Source organism: Pseudomonas sp. 3JA, from assembly GCF_036961705.1.
Taxonomy (GTDB): Bacteria; Pseudomonadota; Gammaproteobacteria; order Pseudomonadales; family Pseudomonadaceae; genus Aquipseudomonas; species Aquipseudomonas fluorescens_Q.
The window spans coordinates 100560-119346 of sequence record NZ_JBAMDJ010000011.1 but is presented as its reverse complement, the minus strand read 5'-3'; the positions used below and the strand labels follow the sequence as shown (position 1 = coordinate 119346).

Here is an 18787-nt window from a genome sequence, read left to right as displayed (position 1 = left end):
TATGTTTCGATTCATATTGCACAGGCTCGGCATGGCGGTGCCGACCCTGTTGCTGATCTCGGTCATTGTGTTTGCCTTGATCCGCCTGATCCCCGGTGACCCTGCGCTGCTGATGCTCGGCGACATGGCCGACCCGAAAAGCCTGGCCGATATGCGTAGAAGCCTGGGGCTGGATCATTCAGTGGTAACTCAGTACCTGGTCTGGCTCAAGTCGGTGCTCAGTGGCGACCTTGGAATATCCATCAGCAGTCGCCAGCCTGTGCTGGAGTTGCTGGTCGAGCGTTTCAGCGTAAGCGCCACGGTGGTGCTGGTGGCAGTGTTACTGGCGACCCTGCTCGCGGTGCCGGTGGGCTTGCTCGCGGCCTGGAAGCAAAACAGTGCGATGGACCTGGGCCTGGTGGCGACTGCGACGTTGCTGTTGTCGGTGCCGAGTTTCTGGCTGGGGTTGTTGTTGCTGTATGTCTTCGGCATTCAGTTGGGCTGGTTGCCGGTGATCGGCTACGTCGGCTTCGCCAGCGACCCTGTGAAGGCGCTGACGTATGTGGTGCTGCCGATCATCACCTTGACCCTCGTGGAGTTCGGCGCCATTGCGCGGATGGCGCGGGCCAGCACCATTGAAGTGCTCCGCCTGGAGTACATCGCCCATGCACGGGCCAAGGGCATGTCCGAGCGTGCGGTGCTGTGGAAGCACGCCTTGCGCAATGCGTTTGCGCCGACCTGGACGCTGATCGGTCTGATCCTCGGCAATTTGCTCGGCGGTATCGCAGTCCTGGAGACGGTGTTCACCTTGCCGGGTATCGGCCGGTTGATGGTCGATGCGATTTTTTCCCGCGACTACCCGGTGCTGCAAGGCTGCCTGCTGCTGGTGACGTGCATCTACGTGGTGGTCAACCTGTTGGTGGATCTGCTGTATCCGTTGTTCGATCCAAGGGTGAAGCTATGAATCCCAAGACTCCTGCTTTGCCGACCGGGCTGGTTACTCCGCCTCGGCGGTCCTGGCGTTACCCGCCGCTGAATGCATTTATCGGCGGTACGTTGCTCGCCGCCCTGGTATCGCTGGCTCTGCTGGGTGTGGTGTGGACTCCGTACGACCCACTCAAGCTGGACCTGTTGTCGCGCCTGCATGCGCCGAATGCAACGCACTGGCTAGGCACTGACGAATTCGGCCGCGACGTATTCAGCCGTTTGATCATTGGTGCGCGCACCAGTCTGTGGATCAGCCTGCTCTCGGTAAGCGTGGCGGTTATCTGCGGAACGGTGATCGGCATGCTCGCCGGTTACCTGCGCGGTTGGACCGATCGCGTGCTGATGATGCTCAACGATGCACTGCTGGCGTTCCCCGGCATTCTCATGGCGCTGGGCATCATGGCGATCGTCGGCGCCAGTCAGTACGGCATTGTGCTCGCCCTGGGCATCGCTTACACCCCCTCGGTGGTGCGAGTGGTGCGCGGCAGCGTGTTGTCGTTGCGTGAACTGGAGTTTATCGAGGCGTCGCGAGTGATTGGCAACTCGGAGTTGTACACCATGTTCCGGCACATCACCCCGAACTGTCTGGCGCCGCTGTGCGTGCTTGCCACCAGCATGTTCGGCTGGGCCTTGCTCTCGGAGAGTGCGCTGAGCTTCCTCGGTCTTGGGGTGCCACCGCCCGCCGCCACCTGGGGCAGTATGCTTTCGGCCAGCCGTACCTACATTTCGACTGCGCCGTGGTTGGGTATCTTCCCGGGCATCTTTATCAGCCTGACGTTGTTGGCTATCAATCTGTTCGGCGATGCCTTGCGTGATCGTCTCGACCCGCGCATGAGGAAATGAGCATGAGCGCTCCGGTTACGTTACTGGCTGTTGAAAATCTACAGATTCGTGTCGGCGCGGACGGTCCGCTGGCCGTCGATGACTTCAGTTTCACCATGGCCCCCGGTGAAATCGTCGCGTTGGTGGGCGAGTCGGGCAGCGGCAAGACCATGGCCGCCCGTGCTGCCATTGGCTTGCTGCCGGCGCCCATGCAGGTGTGTGGTGGTCGTATCCTCTTTCAGGGTGAGCCACTCGATAGCGGCAATGCCAAGGCAATGCGCAGCGTGCGCGGTGCACGGATCGGCATGGTCTTCCAGGAACCGATGGTTTCGCTCAACCCAGCCTTGACGATCGGCCGGCAGATGAGTGAGGCACTCAAGCTACACACCGCGCTCGACGCCGCGACCATCCGTCTGCGCTGTATCGCCATGCTGCAGCGCATCGGCATCAAGGACGCCGAGAAGTGCCTGGCGTCTTACCCGCACCAGTTCTCCGGCGGCATGCGCCAACGCATCATGCTCGCGTCGGTGATGTTGCTGCGCCCGGCACTGCTGATCGCCGATGAGCCGACCACCGCGCTGGATTGCCTGGCACAACTGGACGTGATCGAGCTGATGCTGGAGCTGACGCGCGAGCAAGGCACTGCGATCTTGTTTATCAGCCACGACCTGTCCCTGGTGGCGCGTTATGCCCACAAGGTGGTGGTGATGCGCTCGGGTAGGGCGGTGGAGCAAGGCCGGATCGAAGACATCCTGTTCGCACCAAAGGCCGAGTACACCCGGCAGTTGCTGGAAGCGCTGCCACGCCGTGGCGAGCTGGTGCCATTGCCGTCGGCCGACCGCGCGCTGTTGCAGGTTCAGGATGTGTGTATCGAACATCCCGGCCCGCGCAGTTTTTGGGGGCGCAGCGTGCCAAAGCGCGTGGTGCACTCGGTGAACCTGAGCATCGCTCCCGGCGAGACCCTGGCCCTGGTCGGTGGTAGCGGCTCGGGTAAGACGACCCTCGGCCGTGCGGTGGTCGGATTGGTCACGCCATGTGCCGGGTCGATCCTCTTCCAAGGCGTGGACATCCTCAAGGCCGCCAACCGCGCGCATCGCCTGCACTGCCAGATGATTTTCCAGGACCCGTATTCGTCCCTCGACCCACGCATGACCGTCGGCCAGATCATCGCCGAGCCGTTGCGCCATGAGCCAGGGCTGACACCTGCGCAAAAACGCCAACGGGTCACCGAGACCCTGGCCGACGTGGGCCTGCCTGAACAGTTCCGCGAGCGCTTTGCTCATCAACTCTCCGGTGGTCAACGCCAGCGCGTGGCGATTGGCCGGGCGCTGGTCAGGCGGCCCAAACTGGTGATCGCCGACGAGCCGATCTCGGCATTGGATATGACCATCCAGAAGCAGATCCTCGAACTGTTCGAGCGTCTGCAACGCCTATATGGGTTTGCCTGCCTGTTTATCTCCCACGATCTCTCGGCGGTGGAACGTATCGCCCATCGCGTGGCGGTGATGAATCAGGGCGAGGTGGTGGAGATGGGCTCGCGGGACATGATCTTCGACACCCCACAACACCCCTATACCCGCCGGCTGCTCGCGGCGGCCAGCCCCTTGGAGAAACGTGCGGATGGCAGTTATCGCCTCCGTGCCAGCGTGATTTAGCGACTGCTGCACCCCAGGCCACGGTTTGAACCCCGACCCTTCGTAAATCAGTGATTTGCGGAGCCGGCGAAGCCATGGCCGAAGAAAACAAAAACAAACCCTCTCAACCTGTCTGCCAGGAACGTACACATGAATAACCGCATCAACAAAGTCGTCACCAGTGCTGGTGTCATGGGCGCCGGTTTCATGCCCCTGTTTGCCCAGGCTGACTTCGTCGCTGACAGCAAAGCTGCGCTTGAATTGAAAAACTATTACTTCAACCGCGACTACCGCGAATCCAGCGGGCAGAACAAGCGGGCGGAGTGGGCACAGGGGTTTATCCTCAACGTTGAATCGGGTTTCACCGAAGGTACCGTCGGTTTGGGTATCGACATGGTCGGCATGTTGGGGGTGAAACTCGATTCCAGCCCGGACAACTCAGGCACCGGGTTGCTGGCACGCTCAAGCGTGGCCGAGCCGGGCTCCCCCAGCTATGCCCGTCGCGCCCATGACAACTACGCCAAGCTTGGTATCACCGGCAAGGCGCGCCTGGCGCAGAGCGAGCTGCGCGTGGGCTACATGGTGCCGGACTTGCCAACCCTGCAACCGAACCTCAGCCGTCTTTTTCCACAGAGCTTCAGTGGTACGGCGCTGGTCTCCAAAGACATCGACAACCTGACGCTGAACGTGGGCCAACTGGATCAAGTCAAGCAACGTGACTCGACTCACTACGAGGACATGGGACTTACCAGCCAGTACGGTGCCTACAAAAGCAGCGCCAAAAGCGATGAGTTCCGCTACGCCGGCGGCGAGTACAAACTGACGCCCAGCACCGTGGTCACCTACCAGTTCGCGCAGCTGGAGAGCCTGTACCAGCAGCACTACCTGGGTCTCAAAAACAGCTTCAAGTGGGGCCCTGGTACGTTCAAGACCGACATCCGTTACTTCAACGCCAACGAAGACGCCGCGGCGCTGGCCGGCAAAGTCGATAACCGTGCATTGAGTACCCGTGTGGGCTACGGCCTCTATGGCCACAGCCTGAGTGGTGGGTACCAGGCGCAGTACGGTTCGACACCGTTCACTTATGTCGACGGCACCAACACTTACCTGTTCACCGAATACCAACTGGCCAACTTCTCCCAGACCGGCGAACGGGTATGGCATGCCCGCTATGACTATGACTTCGCCACGCTGGGCATGCCGGGGCTGTTGTTTTCGACGCGTTATGCCCGGGGGGACAACGCCAGGGTCATCGGCTTCAACGGGGAAGGGCGTGAGTGGGAGCGTGATTTCAGCTTGGGCTATGTGGTGCAGAACGGCACTTTCAAGAACGTGTCGCTGCGTTGGCAGAACGCCAACGCCACCAGCAACTTCGCCCGCGACACCAATGAAAACCGAGTGATCCTGGGCTACACCCTGGCGCTCTGGTAGCGGTAACGACGCGCAGCAGGGTGAGCCTGTTGCGCGTCCAAGCAGTGTAATGAGGGGATAGATCAGATGACGAGTTTGCCGTTGCGGCGGGCAGCGCCCAGTCAACAACGCGTATCGGCGCGTGGCGTGAGTGATTTCATCGATGCGGTGAATGCCGCGGGCCTGGAGCTGCACAGTTTCATGCTGTATCGCGAAGGCGCGGTGGTGGCCGAAGCATTCTGGGCGCCTTACCGTGCCGACCGGCTCCACGTCCAGCACTCGGCGACCAAGAGCTGGGTGTCCATGGCCATCGGGTTGTTGGTCGACGATGGCGTGCTGTCGCTGGATGCCAAGGTCGTCGGTTTTTTTGCCGCCGATTGCCCGGCTCACATCAGCGAACACCTGGCGGCCATGACCGTGCGCGATTTGCTGACCATGCGTACCGGTCACCGGCAGGGCATCTCCGGGGGAGCCTGGCGCGGCCGCAGTGAAAGCTGGGTCAAATTGTTCCTTGATGAGCCGGTCGAAGACCCGCCAGGACAACGTTTCATCTACAGCAGCGCGTCGAGTTTCATGCTCTCGGCGATTGTCACGGCGGTCAGTGGCCAGACAGCCTTTGAACTGTGCAACGCACGTATCTTTCAACCCATGGGCATGGGCCGCATCGAGTGGGACCTCGCGCCCGGGGGCTATAACACCGGCGGTAATGGCTTGAGTTGCTGCACCGAGGATTTGCTCAAGCTCGGTGTGCTGCACTTGCAGCAAGGCCGCTGGGAAGGGCAGCAATTGCTGTCCAGCGAGTGGGTGGCCGAAGCCACGCGCGGGCATGTCGAGGATGTATGGATGGGGACCTTCGACGGCAAGCGCTACCTCGGGCGCGATGAATCAAGCGACGCCGGCATCACGCGCCGCGAGGGTTACGGTTATCAATGGTGGATGACCCTGCACGGTGGCTACTACGCCTCCGGGGTGTTTGGTCAGCAGTGCATTGTGCTGCCGAAGCAGAAGGCGGTGATTGCGTTTACGGCTGGGCTGCCTTTGGGCGAGCGGCGTTTGCACGGCCTGCTGTGGGAGCATCTGTTTCCTGCGCTGGACGTGTTGGCCGACAGCGGGGCCGATGAAGGGCTTGCCGCACTGTTGGCGCGCCAGCAACTGCCACCCCTGGCTGGCGCGTCGACCTCGCCGCGCCAAGCCGAGTTCAGCGGCACGTTCGAGATAGAGGCCAATGAAGACCAGGTCAGCCAGGTGCGCCTGGTGTTCGGCGCCGGCTACTGTGAGTTCTACCTCACTGATCCGCGTGGGACCCACTGCATTCGCGCCGGATTCGCCGACGCCATCGAAAGCCGCACCAGCATGACCGGCCACTACCTGCATCACCAGTACCAGGCGCCCATCACTCCAGTCGTGGCGCAGGCGGCCTGGATCGATGGGGCGTTGATCATGGCCTGGCAATTTGTCGAAACGGCGTTTTGTGATCGCGTCACCTGCCGGCTTGAGCACGGCACCTTGTCTGTAGACCGCAGCGTCAATGTCAACGCAGGCCCGTTGCAGCGCCCGACGCTGACCGGCCATCCGAGTAAAGCTCTGCAGGAGTCACTATGAACGATATTACCCATCCGACAGGTTCCGCGCGTGGCGCGTTCTGGGCGCCGTTTACCCCGATGCGCCAGTTCTTGCAGCAACCGATGATGTTCACCAGCGCCGACGGTATGTACTACACCACCACCGATGGCCGGCGTGTACTCGATGCAATGGCAGGGTTGTGGTGCGTCAACGCCGGGCATGGCCAGCCCAGAATCGTCGAGGCCATTCGCGAAGCGGCGGGGCGCCTGGATTTCGTCTCGTCGTTCAAGATGAGTCACCCCCAGGCCCTGGAGATGGCCGAGCGCCTGATCGGCATCAGCCCGGCGGGCATGGAGCAGGTGTTCTTTACCAACTCGGGTTCCGAGGCGGTGGACACTGCGCTGAAGATCGCCCGGGCGTATCACCAGGCCCGGGGCGACAGCCGTCGCACCAAGTTTATCGGGCGGGCCAAGGGGTACCACGGCATGGGGTTCGGGGGCCTTTCGGTGTCGGGTATCGGTCGGCAGAAACGTGACTTTGGCCCGTTGCTGGGAGAGGTGTCACACCTGCCGCTGCCGTACGACGCGGGAATGCGTTTCAGCGTGGGGCAGCCGCAGCAGGGCGTGGCTTACGCCGAGGCACTGTCGCAACTGCTGGACATCCAGGACCCGGGCACCGTGGCCGCGGTCATCGTCGAGCCGGTAACCGGCTCCGGCGGCGTGTATCCACCGCCTCAGGGGTATTTGCAACGATTGCGCGAGATCTGCACCCGGCACGGCGTGCTGCTGATATTCGACGAAGTGATTACCGGCTTTGGTCGCGTCGGCGCCAGCTTTGCCGCCCAAGCGTTCGGCGTTACGCCGGACCTGATCACCACCGCCAAAGGCCTGACCAACGGCGCCGTGCCCATGGGGGGTGTGTTGGTCAGTGGTGCGGTGTATGACGCGTTCATGGCCGGGCCGGCGAACACCATCGAGCTGATGCACGGCTACACCTATTCGGCGCACCCGCTGGCGTGTGCGGCTGGGTTGGCGACCATCGAGGTGCATCGTGAATTGGGCATCAACCAACACGTCAATGCAGTCAGCGGCCTCTGGCAGTCTGCCGCGCTGACGCTGCAGGGCGTTGGTCCGGTGCTGGACGTTCGCGCCATCGGCTTGCTCTGTGCCGTGGAGCTGGAGCCGCGTCCCGGTGCCATCGGCGCGCGCGGCAGCGAAGTCGCACAGTGGTGCTTTGAGCATGGCGTACTGGTGCGCGGCTCGGGTGACACCATCGTGATCTCGCCGCCGTTGGTCATCAGCCCGCAAGAGATCGCCCAGGTGTTCGACACCTTGGCGCGTGCGTTGAGTCAGGTTGCCTGAGGGGAGTAGATCGCATGTCTGATTTGTTTGAGTTCTACATTGATGGCGACTGGGTCAAGCCGCACGGCGACACCGTCGAAACGGTGGTCGACCCGTCTACCGAGCAGGTGGTTGCGCGCATCATCCTGGGTGACGCCCATGATGTGGACCGCGCCGTCTGCGCGGCACGCCAGGCTTTCCCCGCGTTCGCCGCGAGTTCGCTTGAGTCGCGTATCGACCTGCTGCACAGCATTATCGAGGCCTACGAACGCCACAGCGAGGCTTTAATCGAAGCGGTCCACCTGGAGATGGGCGCACCACTTTCCCTGGCTCGCAATGCTCATGTGCCGGCGGGCCTGGGCCATCTGGTACAGGCGCTGCAAGTGCTGCGCGAGTACCGCTTCGAACGTCGCTTGGGCAATTCGCTGGTGGTGCGTGAGCCCATCGGCGTGAGTGCCCTGATCACGCCTTGGAACTGGCCGCTCAATCAACTCACCTGCAAGCTGGCGCCCGCCTTGGCGGTGGGCTGCACCGTGGTACTCAAGCCGAGCGAGCGCGCGCCGTTGTCAGCCCATATCCTCGCCCAGGTACTCCATGAGGCCGGAGTACCCAAAGGCGTGTTCAACCTGGTCAACGGCGACGGCCCTGGCGTGGGCGCCGCACTGGCACGTCACGCTGATGTGGATATGGTTTCTTTCACCGGCTCGACTCGCGCCGGTATCGCGGTGGCCAAGGCAGCGGCCGATACGGTCAAGCGTGTGTCCCAGGAACTGGGCGGAAAATCCGCGAATATCCTGCTCGATGACGCCTACCTGCCTGACGCGGTGCGGCACGGCGTGTTGGGCTGTATCCGCAACAGTGGCCAATCATGTAATGCACCGACGCGCCTGCTGGTGCCCCGTGCGCAACAACAGGCGGTGATCGATATCGCCAGAGAAGTGCTGGCACAGGTGTGCTTCGACGACAGTAACCCGACCTCGGCGATCGGTCCGGTGGCGAACGCCCAGCAGTTCGAGCGGGTACAGGCCATGATCGCGCGGGCCATTGCCGAGGGTTCGCGGTTGATCGCCGGAGGGCTGGGACGGCCACAAGGGATTGAACGCGGCTACTATGTGCAACCGACGATATTTGCCGACATCACGCCGGATAAGTGGGTGGCACGCGAAGAAATCTTCGGCCCGGTCCTGGTGATCATGCCCTATGACAGTGAGGCCGAGGCGATAGCCATCGCAAACGACAGCCCTTACGGCTTGTCGGGTTACGTCACCTCGGCAAGCCTGGAGCGCAGCCGCACGGTTGCCCGCCAACTGCGCACGGGCATGGTCCACCTCAACGGCGCACGGGCTGACCAGGCCGCGCCGTTTGGTGGCTATAAGCAGTCGGGTAATGGACGTGAATGGGGTGAGCTGGGGTTTGACGAGTACCTGGAGATCAAGTCGCTGTTCGGGTATGAGCGGTTACAAACTGTCGGCTCATTGCCGTAGCGTGGTATTGCGCAGATAGCGCGGGGTCCGGCGGATTGCTCGATATGCTCATCATCCGGCGATCAGCGCCGGCCAGGCTCGGGGCATATCATTTAGCGATCCGTTACCGAGACTTGGCTTGGCTGTTGGAGCAATACGCGAACGTTGTGCGTTCCCCTTTATTGAGTCAGAACCGCAGTCAGAAAACGGTTTTCTTGAAGGGGCGAGCGGATGCGCCCCGATAGAACAACAAAATGGCCAGCACCTGCACGACGACCGCGCCTGTCACGACGGCGAGGATCGCGTGATTCGGATCGGTGAAGGCGGAGCGTACCAGGCCGAAAAAGGCCGGGGCGAAGGCGTAGGTGGCCTGACTGATCGCGACCATCAGGGCGATCACCCTGGCGGTTTGTTCACGGCTGAACTCGGTCTGGGCTATCAGTGGCGGCAAGGAGGTGGCATTGCCAATGCCCGAACCGATCAACACCACGGCTATCCAGGCCACTGTCGGGTGAAGGTCCAGGCCGAGAAGCATCAGCGTGCCCAGCATCTGGATGGCATAACCGAGGCAGGCCAGTTGTCGGCGGTTCATGCCTTGGATCATCAAGCGTGCGGCGACGTATCGCCCGCCCATCGCACTGGCAGTGGCCAGGCCCATGGCGAATGAGGCCTCATGCGCCCCCATGCGACCCACCAGGATCGAGTACAGGTGCGCGATCAAGCCGATCTGGGCGAACAGCCCCAAGGACATGCCGGCTGCCAGGGTGCGGAAACTTGCCGAGCTGAGGGTCTGCTTGGCGGTCCACGGCGTGGCGCTGGCGCTGATCGGCACGGGTTCCGGTTGGTTTGCATTGTCGGGATGTTGCCCCAGGCTTTGTGGGCTTTTGTTGAAGACCAGGAAAGCGAAGGCGCCTATGAGCAGCACCGCGACAATGCTGATCACCAGCGCCGCCATGGCAAAGCCGAAACGCTCGATCAGCAACACCCACAGCGGCGAAAAGATCACGCCACCCAGGCTGGCGCCGTTGTAGGCCTTGCCCAGGGCCTTGGGTCTTTCCTTGACGTACCACGGCGCGATCAGGGTGTTGACGGCCGCGGCACCCAATGTCACCCAGCCAATACCCGAGCAGAGGGCGCCGCTATACAGCACCCATAACTGGTTGGCGTGAGCCCAGATGTTCACGCCGATGCCCAGGAGGGCACTGCCCAGCAGGGTGATGGCGGGTATCCCGAAACGTGCGTAAAGGCGTGGCAGGTTGGCGATGACAAGCGTGCCGCTGAGAAAGTGCACGGTCACGGCAGCCGAGACCTGGGCGATCGGCCAACCCGTGCGCTCCATGACCGCTTGCATATAAATCGGCGGGCCATAGAAGCCGATCCCCCAACCGATCATCGCCAGGATGAACGTGCAGGCCAGTACGGTTTTGCCAAAAAAGCGGGTGTGTGTCATCGCCATCTCCTCCCTGTTGGCGCATAGACTATGGGATCGACCGGTTCTTCACTTCGAGGTGCGTCGAAGAATGGATGTAGAGCGGGTGATCTTCATGAACAAGGGCGAAATCGTCGAGCAGGCCGCGCCGAACGACTTCCTAGACAACCAGCAGAGCGGCCGCACCAAGTTGTTCCTGAGCATTTCCTGCGTTGAGGATGGAATCCAATAGCCTGGTTTGGAATCATTCGTTCTTGGCTCTCAATACGCCTCAAAAACAAGTCTAGAATTGGGGCCTTTCTTGCTTCATGAACTAAAAAAACCTTGGATTTCAATGGTCGGAGGCCAGACGCGAGTCTTGTTTCTGCATCACGTGCAGGGTTAATGCAGTGGCAGTGCGGATCGGTTAAAACCGCCGCCAGCGCTGCCGATAGCCTCAACCATGAGTCCGCAAACCGCGTCTATATCAGTATTGACTGACCTTGCGACAAAGGTGCTCTGCTGGCCGGCCGCGTCATTTAAGGAAAAGTGACTGTGATCATAGGTATCGACCTGGGCACCACCAACAGCCTCGTGGCTGCTTGGGATGGCGAACACGCCCGGCTGCTTCCCAATGCCTTGGGCAATCTTCTTACACCCAGCATCGTGGGCCTGGACGACCATGGCCAACTGATCGCCGGGGATATTGCCCGCGAGCGTTTGCACACCCACCCACAGCTCACCGCATCCCTGTTCAAGCGCTATATGGGCAGCGCCCGTGAAACGCTGCTGGGCGGACGCGTCTACCGCGCGGAAGAACTCTCGGCAATGCTGCTGCGCAGCCTCAAGGCCGATGCCGAGCGTGCCTTGGGCGAGCCTGTTCACGAAGCGGTGATCAGCGTGCCTGCGTATTTCAGCGATGCCCAGCGCAAGGCCACGCGTATTGCTGGCGAGTTGGCCGGACTGAAGATCGAAAAACTGATCAACGAACCCACCGCCGCAGCCTTGGCCTATGGCCTGCAAGAGCGAAACGAAACGACGTTCCTGGTGTTCGACCTCGGTGGTGGCACCTTTGACGTGTCGATCTTGGAGCTGTTCGAAGGCGTCATGGAAGTGCGCGCCAGTGCGGGTGACAACTTTCTTGGTGGTGAAGATTTCGATGACCGGCTCGTGGAGCATTTCATCGCCAGAATCGGTGCCGCGGACCTCCCCGACACAACCCAGCCAGCCATGGCACAGCGGTTGCGGCGTGAGGCACAGCGGGTCCGTCATGCCTTGGGGCAGGCGCAGGTCGCGCGCTTTATCCTTCGCGAGCAAGCGCGTGAGTGGAGTCTGGAGTTGACCCAGAGCGACCTGGCGGACATCGTCCAGCCTTTGTTGGAGCGCTTGCGTGCCCCGATCGAGCGCGCGCTGCGCGACGCCCGGATCAAGGTCGCGGACCTGGACGAAATATTGTTGGTGGGCGGCACTACGCGCATGCCGCTGGTGCGCAAGTTGGTCGCGACGTTGTTCGGGCGAATCCCGGCGATGCAGCTAAATCCGGATGAGGTCGTTGCGCAGGGAGCAGCCATTCAGGCAGCGCTTCAAGCGCGCCATGCCTCCCTCGAAGAAGTGGTTCTGACCGATGTATGCCCCTATACCTTGGGGATCGAGACCGCGGTGCAGGTGGGCACCGATTACCAAAGCGGCCACTATCTGCCAATCATCGAGCGCAACACTGTGGTGCCCGTGAGCCGCTCTCGTAATGTGTCCACCCTCAGCGATAACCAGAAGGTGGTGAGGCTGGGGATCTACCAGGGCGAAAGCCGGTTGGTGGCCAACAATATTTTCCTCGGCGAACTGGAAATCCCTGTGCCACCGCGCAAGGCTGGCGAGGTAACCCTGGACGTACGCTTCACCTACGACAATAACGGCTTGCTCGAAGCCCAGGTACATTTGCCAATCAATGGCGAAACCCGCCGGCTGGTCATCGAGAACAACCCTGGGGTACTGGCTCCCGAAGAAATCGCAGAACGGTTGGCTGCCCTCGAAGCGTTGAAGGTGCATCCGCGCGACCAGCAGATCAATACGCTGCTGCTGGCTCGGTTGGACCGGCTGTATCAGGAAAGCCTCGGCGATGGCCGGCAGTATATTGCCGGGCTGGCGAACCACTTCCAGCAAATGCTCGACACCCAGGATGAACGCCGGATTCGGGAAGCGCGTAGCGATATTACCCAGCGCCTTGCCCATTTCGAGCAAGAGGGTTAAGCCACCATGAGCCATTGGCAAGTGCTGGGTCTTACCCCGGATGCGGACGAACGCAGCATCAAGCGCGCCTATGCACGACTGCTCAAAATCTACCGCCCAGACGAAAACCCCAATGAGTTCCAGCGTCTTCGTGAGGCCTATGAAGCTTCGCTGGCCGAGGCCCGTTGGCGCGCTCAAGCTGATGAAGAAGTCGTTTACGCCCCGTTAGCCGAAAGCGCGCCAACCGTCGAGCGCTACCGGCCCGAGGCAGGGCCCACGCTGGTCATCCCCCAACACGGCGAGATTCCAACCGCCATCAGCCCTCCGGAACCGTCCCTGGGCAGGATGAAGCAGTGGTTGGCCAAGGGCAAAGACCGTCAAGTCATGGACGCGCTGCGCCTTTGGTTGGTGAGTGACTGGCTGTTGCCGTTCGAGCGTCGCCAGCAGTTCGAGCAGGACGTATTGGATTGGCTCGAATCCGCAGAGGGGTGGTCGCCAGCCTTCTTCGATGGGGTGTGCCAGTCCATGGGGTGGGACGAAGCCCAGGGCAACCTGCCGTGCGAGTACTGGCGCTGGGACCGCCTGATCCGGCGGTGCGAGGCGCAGGCCTTGGCAGAGACCATACTCGCCGATTTGGCTAGGTTCGACGACGATAAAATCCACGGGCAAGCCGCCGCTATGCTGTTCAAGCCCATGACTGACCAGCGCCGTCGTGAAATGGCCGACGGCTTTAGCAGCGTCGACTGGCAACGCTTTGCGGAGCTCGCCCAGGCCATCGAGTATCAATATCCTGAAGTGCCTCAGCGTCTTGGGTTGCAACCACTCGACAACTGGCGAGACTGGTTACCGCCCACAAGCTATCGAGGGGTCTATCTTTTCCTGTGGCTGGCGCTGTCTGCTGTTCTTGTCATTTCGGTGTTTACCGGGCTGATGAGGAAGGATTGGCTGGGCACGTCAGTTCTAATGCCACTGATGATGTTGGTGCTGAACTGGATTGGCATGAAGGCGTACCAGGTCTGGGCTATGGTGGCTGTGGCAGCGGGGCGGTTGGATGTGCTGCTCAGCCGGTTGTTACTCCCGCACCGTTGGTATCGACAAGGCGCCGGGCTTTTGTTGCTCCGCCACATACTCCCCAGTGCAGTGCCCGCAGCCCTGGCATACGCATGGTCCAGTCATGTCCCGTGGCTGCGATGGGTAAGCCCGTTAGCGGTGTTCCTCGGTACAATTTACTTTACGAATGAAGCATTGAGCGGCGGTAAGGTTTCCATTTGGGCTCGGGCATTACGGGGACTTAAATTGGGAATAGGGCGGCTGCCCTGGCACATGTTGAAACGCGAAGGCCTCTTGGCTGTGATTGCAGTGGCAGTGATGGCCGCTACAGTCTATTTCCGTATGAAGGCTGTTGTTTAGGGTCATGCGCGCAGTGGTTGATAGCTGATCACTCGGCAGGCGAGTCCCTTTGCCCGCTCCAAGATGCACAACAAAGCCACTCATTGAGTGGCTTTGTTGTGCCTGAAAAATGCCGAACACCACACCTGTCAAAAAATAATCCCATCAGCCTGTCGATTTCGGCCAATGTCGTTCGATTAGTCCGTAGAGCCGCCACACGGACGGCCTAATCCATTCACTCTCAGGAGATCAGAGCATGCGATTTATGGTGATCGTCAAAGCCAGTCCGGAATCGGAAGCCGGAGAAATGCCCAGCGAGGAACTGCTGGCCGCCATGGGTGCCTACAACGAAGAACTGGTCAAGGCCGGGGTGATGCTCGCTGGTGAAGGCCTGCACCCCAGTGCCGAGGGCGTGCGCGTGCAGTTTTCCGGCAAGGACCGGACGGTGATCGATGGGCCCTTTGCTGAAACCAAGGAGTTGATCGCCGGTTTCTGGATCTTCAAGGTCCAGTCATTGCAGGAGGCCATCGACTGGGTCAAGCGCTGCCCCAACCCGATGGTCAGCGACAGTGAAATCGAGATCCGCCAGATCTTCGAGCTCGAGGAGTTCGGCGAGTCCTTAACCCCTGAGTTGCGCGAGCAGGAAGAACGCTTGCGGGTGCAGATGTCTGGCCAATCCTGAAACCGACTACAGGAGACCCTACCATGAGAATCATTCCTTACCTGACCTTCAACGGTAACTGCAAGCAAGCCTTCGCTTTGTATAAAGAGGTACTGGGCGGCGATTTGTTTTCCATGTCTTTTGCCGAGGCCCCCGAGGAAACCGGGATGCCCAAGGACCCCAACCTGATCATGCACGCTTGCCTGACCGTCGGCGCCTTCAGCCTGATGGCCTCCGATTGCCCGCCAGGCCAGCCGTTTCGCAAGCCGCAAGGCGTGTCGGTCTCCCTCAATGTCGACAGTGTGGAGGAGGCCGAGCGGCTGTTTAAAGGCTTGAGTGCAGGTGGCAGCGTGTACATGCCCTTGGAGAAGACCTTTTGGGCGGAACGCTTTGCCATGTTCGAAGACCGTTTCGGGATTGCCTGGATGGTCAATTGCGAGGGGGAAAAATAAGTCGAGCGCAGCCCATGGATGGACGACCCGGGTGAACCTTGCGCCAATACTGCGTTCACTTATTGAGGTGCCGTTTTAAGTGGTCCTGTGGGAGCGAGCAAGCTCGCTCTCACAGGGGGCCAGTCTGAATCAGGCGGCCGCACTCCAGTGCCGATAAGGACTTCGCATGCATCCAACCTCATCCACATTCCCCTTGACCACCGCCGTCGAACGCGAACTCAGTCCGCGTGCGGTCAGTACGGGAATCGTCCTCGGTATCCTGCTGACGCCTTCCAATGTCTATGCCGGGTTGAAGATCGGCTGGTCGTTCAATATGTCGATCATCGCCTTGCTGGTTGGCTATGGCATCTGGCAAGGCTTGGCGAGTCGATCGGTGGGGCGACTGCCCTGGACGCTGCACGAAAGCAATATCAACCAGACCGTGGCCTCTGCCGCTGCGTCGATCATTTCCGGTGGGTTGGTCGCTCCTATCCCGGCCTATACCTTGCTGACTGGCCAGCAGTTGGACGCCATTCCCATGGTGGCCTGGGTCTTTTCGGTGAGCTTCCTGGGGATCTGGATTGCCTGGTACTTGCGCCCGTCACTGCTCAATGACAAGGCACTGAAATTTCCCGAGGGCATGGCGACCCTGGAAACCCTGCTGCATATCTATAACCACGGCCACGAAGCCGCGACGCGCTTGAAGGTGCTGCTCAGCGCCGCGTTGTTGTCCGGGTTGGTCAAGGCGGTCGACACCTTCATGTGGGCCATCCCGCGCTGGTCTCCGAGCGCCCAACTGGAGCGCCTGACGTTTACCGCCGACCCTTCGCTGTTGTTAGTGGGGTTCGGCGGGATCATCGGTATTCGCGTGGGTCTGACCCTGCTGCTCGGTGCCTTGCTGGCGTGGGGCGGGTTGGCGCCGTGGCTGCTGGGGCAGGGCCTGGTGCGGTTGCCGCATGGCAGCAGTGGCCCGCAGTTCGCGGCGCTGGTGGAGTGGTTGCTCTGGCCGGGGGTGAGCCTGATGGTCTGCTCGACCCTGGCCTCGTTGGCGATTCGCTTGTGGGCATTGCACCGGTCCACCAAGGCGGGCGGCGGGGCGATCTGGACGATACCCAAGCCAGGGCCTGCCGTCGGTTTCATACTGTCGATCATCCTGGTGGTGAGCCTGCAAGTGCTGTTGTTCGGCATCAATCCGTGGATGGCCTTGTTGACCATCCCCTTGGCGATCTGCTTGGCGGCGGTGGCCGCCCGGGTGGTGGGCGCCACAGGCATTCCGCCGATCGGGGCCATCGGCCAATTGTCCCAGTTGAGTTTCGGCATCGTCGCCCCGGGGCAGGTGCCGATCAATCTGATGAGCGCCAACACCGCCGGTGGTTCGGCCGGGCAGTGCACCGACCTGATGAACGACTTCAAGGTCGGCCGGGCGATCGGGGCCACGCCGCGCAAACAACTGATCGCCCAGACCCTCGGCATTTTCGTCGGTAGCATCGTCGGGGTGTTGGCCTACCTGGCCCTGATCCCGGACCCGCCAACCATGCTGCTCACCGAAGAGTGGCCGGCCCCGGCGGTCGCCACCTGGAAGGCCGTGGCGCAAACCCTGACCCTGGGTCTGGATTCGTTGTCAGCGAGTATTCGCTGGGCGATTTTCATCGGCGGCCTGATCGGCTTGTTGTTGGGGATCCTCGACAGCCTGCTGCCGGCGCATCGGGCTCGCTACTTGCCCAGCACGGCGGCCTTGGGCCTGGCCTTTGTCTTGCCGGCCTCGGTGTCGCTGATGATGGCCCTTGGTGCGGTGCTGACGTGGCTGGTGAGCTGTCGCTGGCCGAGCCTCACGGAACGCTTCGCCATCACCGCGGCGGCGGGGTTGATTGCCGGGGAGAGCATTACCGGGGTGGGGGCGTCGTTGTGGCAGATGCTTACCAACGGCTCGTAGGTGCGGCGTGCCTACTTCAACGGCTAAGGCTGGCCTGCGGTCTTGGTGGAGACAATTTTGCCGTAGTTTTCTGCTGGCGGCGTCTCGACGACCAACATACGTCCTTTGCGACACTTGAACTTTACCCCTTTGCGCGGCGCCATGACTTTGGCCGTCTCCATGCACATTGCCTTGGAAGCAAAGGTTGGCCCTGGTTGTCGTTCCTCGACACAGCCTTCGAAGCCACTGCAGATCGTCATCACAACAAAATAAACAGTCATCATCTCGGTGTCGCTCCATTGAGAGATGCGATTAATTACTTCCTGTAGTCCAGGTCGGTGGCCTAAACGTTTTACGGGGGGTTGCCTGCGGATGATGAGCTTCGATCTGAACCCCCAGCAATGGCACAGGGGTACCGTGCGTCGGGAAACTGTCACTGTATTAATTTATTTTTATTTCGTTGGTTTTTGTGCCAATAAGTTGGCGTCATCCGGGGTGAAGTGGACGTGCTCGAGGTGGCTTGGGATGGCCGTCACCGGGCGGTGAAATGGCGCAGAGAAACGAAAACCTGTGGGAGCGAGCTCCCACAGGTTTTCTCTTGGTTGGCTGGTATTGTGCCGTCGGCCTGTTTTATGAGGACCTGGCTGTGCCCGTTTGGACAAGCTTGGCCTCGAGCCATTCTTTCAGCGCCAGCGTGGCGGAGGAGGCGAATTTCGCCGAGGGCCGGATAAGGTAGATCCCTCCTTTTGCCCCCAACTCCCAGTCCGGTAATACCCTGACCAGTTCTTTGTTTGCCAACGCACGGCTGAACAGCCACTCCCCCGCACCCAGGATGCCAGTACCCGCAATGGCCGCGCTCAAAAGCGCTTCACTGTCGTTGGACACCAGGGAGCCTTGAGGGCGTACGGTCACTTGTTCACTGGCACTGATCAGCTTCCATTCAGGATAAGACGCCAGCCCCGTGAACCCCAGGCAGTTATGATGGGTCAGCTCCGTGGGAGACGCTGGCCAGCCATATCGTTCGATATAACCAGGAGACGCGCAAAGAATGCGCCGATGATCGCCGAGGCGCTTGGCAATCAGGCGGCTATCGTTGAGTTCCCCCAGGCGTATCGCCACATCGAAGCCTTCGGCGATCACATCAACCAGGCGCTCGCTGTAGTTCACGGTGAGCGTCAAATGCGGATGGGCAGCCAGGAACTCTGGCAGTATCGGCGCCAACCAGAGCCTGCCCAGGGCGGCCGGCACCGCCAGCCGCAGATTGCCGCGCACCTCGGCAGCCCCTGACGCTGCCTCTTGTTCTGCTTCAGCCATCAACTCGGTTGCCAACCGCAGGCGCTTGACCAGAAGGGTTCCTGCCTCTGTCAGGCGGATATGGCGGGTGCTGCGTTCGAGCAGCCTGACCCCCAGCCGGGCTTCCAGCGCCGCGAGGCGCTTGGAAATGATCGTGGGGTGGCGCTGCAAAAGCCGAGCGGCCGCCACAAATGAACCTTGCGATTCGAGTGCGAGCAACGCGGCAAATTCGTCTGTGTGGCGGCTATCCAGTGTGATCACGTGTCCAC

Annotated in this window: 16 protein-coding genes; 13 read left to right on the top strand and 3 right to left on the bottom strand. The window is 61.1% G+C overall.

The window, feature by feature from the left end; all coding sequences use genetic code 11:
* Position 1: 1 nt before the first annotated feature.
* The 7 genes from V7773_RS11455 (at position 2) to V7773_RS11425 (ending at position 9219) form a co-directional block, all read left to right on the top strand.
* Positions 2-943 (top strand): ABC transporter permease, encoded by a 942-nt coding sequence (locus V7773_RS11455; RefSeq protein ID WP_336073439.1) that lies wholly within the window; start codon positions 2-4, stop codon positions 941-943.
* Positions 940-1809, top strand: a complete 870-nt coding sequence (locus V7773_RS11450) for an ABC transporter permease (RefSeq protein WP_336073438.1) — start codon at positions 940-942, stop codon at positions 1807-1809. Before V7773_RS11455 ends, V7773_RS11450 begins: the two co-directional genes overlap by 4 nt.
* A 2-nt stretch (positions 1810-1811) precedes the next feature.
* Positions 1812-3443: an ABC transporter ATP-binding protein gene (locus V7773_RS11445; RefSeq protein ID WP_336073437.1), complete on the top strand. Its 1632-nt coding sequence runs from the start codon at positions 1812-1814 to the stop codon at positions 3441-3443.
* Between the two features lie 129 nt (positions 3444-3572).
* Entirely contained in the window at positions 3573-4853 is a 1281-nt protein-coding gene (locus V7773_RS11440; protein WP_336073435.1) for an OprD family porin, read from the top strand.
* A 66-nt stretch (positions 4854-4919) separates the two neighbouring features.
* Positions 4920-6434 (top strand): serine hydrolase domain-containing protein, encoded by a 1515-nt coding sequence (locus V7773_RS11435; protein WP_336073434.1) that lies wholly within the window; start codon positions 4920-4922, stop codon positions 6432-6434.
* Positions 6431-7756, top strand: coding sequence for an aminotransferase class III-fold pyridoxal phosphate-dependent enzyme (locus tag V7773_RS11430; RefSeq protein WP_092221728.1), 1326 nt, complete (start codon positions 6431-6433; stop codon positions 7754-7756). The genes V7773_RS11435 and V7773_RS11430 overlap by 4 nt, the downstream gene beginning before the upstream one ends.
* 14 nt (positions 7757-7770) lie before the next feature.
* A complete protein-coding gene (locus V7773_RS11425) occupies positions 7771-9219 on the top strand; it encodes an aldehyde dehydrogenase family protein (protein ID WP_092344622.1) in 1449 nt (482 codons plus the stop codon).
* Positions 9220-9397: 178 nt separating this feature from the next.
* Here the strand turns inward: V7773_RS11425 and V7773_RS11420 are convergent, their stop codons facing one another.
* The gene (locus V7773_RS11420) at positions 9398-10648 is read right to left on the bottom strand and encodes an MFS transporter (protein ID WP_336073433.1); all 1251 of its coding nucleotides are present in this window, start codon (positions 10646-10648) and stop codon (positions 9398-9400) included.
* Between the two features lie 70 nt (positions 10649-10718).
* Between V7773_RS11420 and V7773_RS11415 the strand changes: the two genes are divergently transcribed.
* The 6 genes from V7773_RS11415 (at position 10719) to V7773_RS11390 (ending at position 17246) form a co-directional block, all read left to right on the top strand.
* Positions 10719-10859: a hypothetical protein gene (locus tag V7773_RS11415; protein ID WP_336073508.1), complete on the top strand. Its 141-nt coding sequence runs from the start codon at positions 10719-10721 to the stop codon at positions 10857-10859.
* 302 nt (positions 10860-11161) lie between these two features.
* Positions 11162-12853 (top strand): Hsp70 family protein, encoded by a 1692-nt coding sequence (locus tag V7773_RS11410; protein WP_336073432.1) that lies wholly within the window; start codon positions 11162-11164, stop codon positions 12851-12853.
* A gap of 6 nt (positions 12854-12859) precedes the next feature.
* Entirely contained in the window at positions 12860-14242 is a 1383-nt protein-coding gene (locus V7773_RS11405; protein ID WP_336073431.1) for a J domain-containing protein, read from the top strand.
* 235 nt (positions 14243-14477) lie between these two features.
* Positions 14478-14903 carry a YciI family protein gene (locus V7773_RS11400; RefSeq protein ID WP_063321741.1) on the top strand — a complete coding sequence of 142 codons (426 nt, stop codon included), beginning with the start codon at positions 14478-14480 and terminating at the stop codon, positions 14901-14903.
* Positions 14904-14926: 23 nt separating this feature from the next.
* Complete coding sequence (locus tag V7773_RS11395) at positions 14927-15334, top strand: VOC family protein (protein ID WP_063321740.1); 408 nt, start codon at positions 14927-14929, stop codon at positions 15332-15334.
* 166 nt (positions 15335-15500) lie between these two features.
* Positions 15501-17246, top strand: coding sequence for an OPT family oligopeptide transporter (locus tag V7773_RS11390; protein ID WP_092142205.1), 1746 nt, complete (start codon positions 15501-15503; stop codon positions 17244-17246).
* 23 nt (positions 17247-17269) lie between these two features.
* Here the strand turns inward: V7773_RS11390 and V7773_RS11385 are convergent, their stop codons facing one another.
* Entirely contained in the window at positions 17270-17509 is a 240-nt protein-coding gene (locus tag V7773_RS11385) for a hypothetical protein (protein WP_063321738.1), read from the bottom strand.
* A gap of 346 nt (positions 17510-17855) precedes the next feature.
* Positions 17856-18779, bottom strand: coding sequence for a LysR family transcriptional regulator (locus V7773_RS11380; protein ID WP_336073429.1), 924 nt, complete (start codon positions 18777-18779; stop codon positions 17856-17858).
* Positions 18780-18787: the final 8 nt, after the last annotated feature.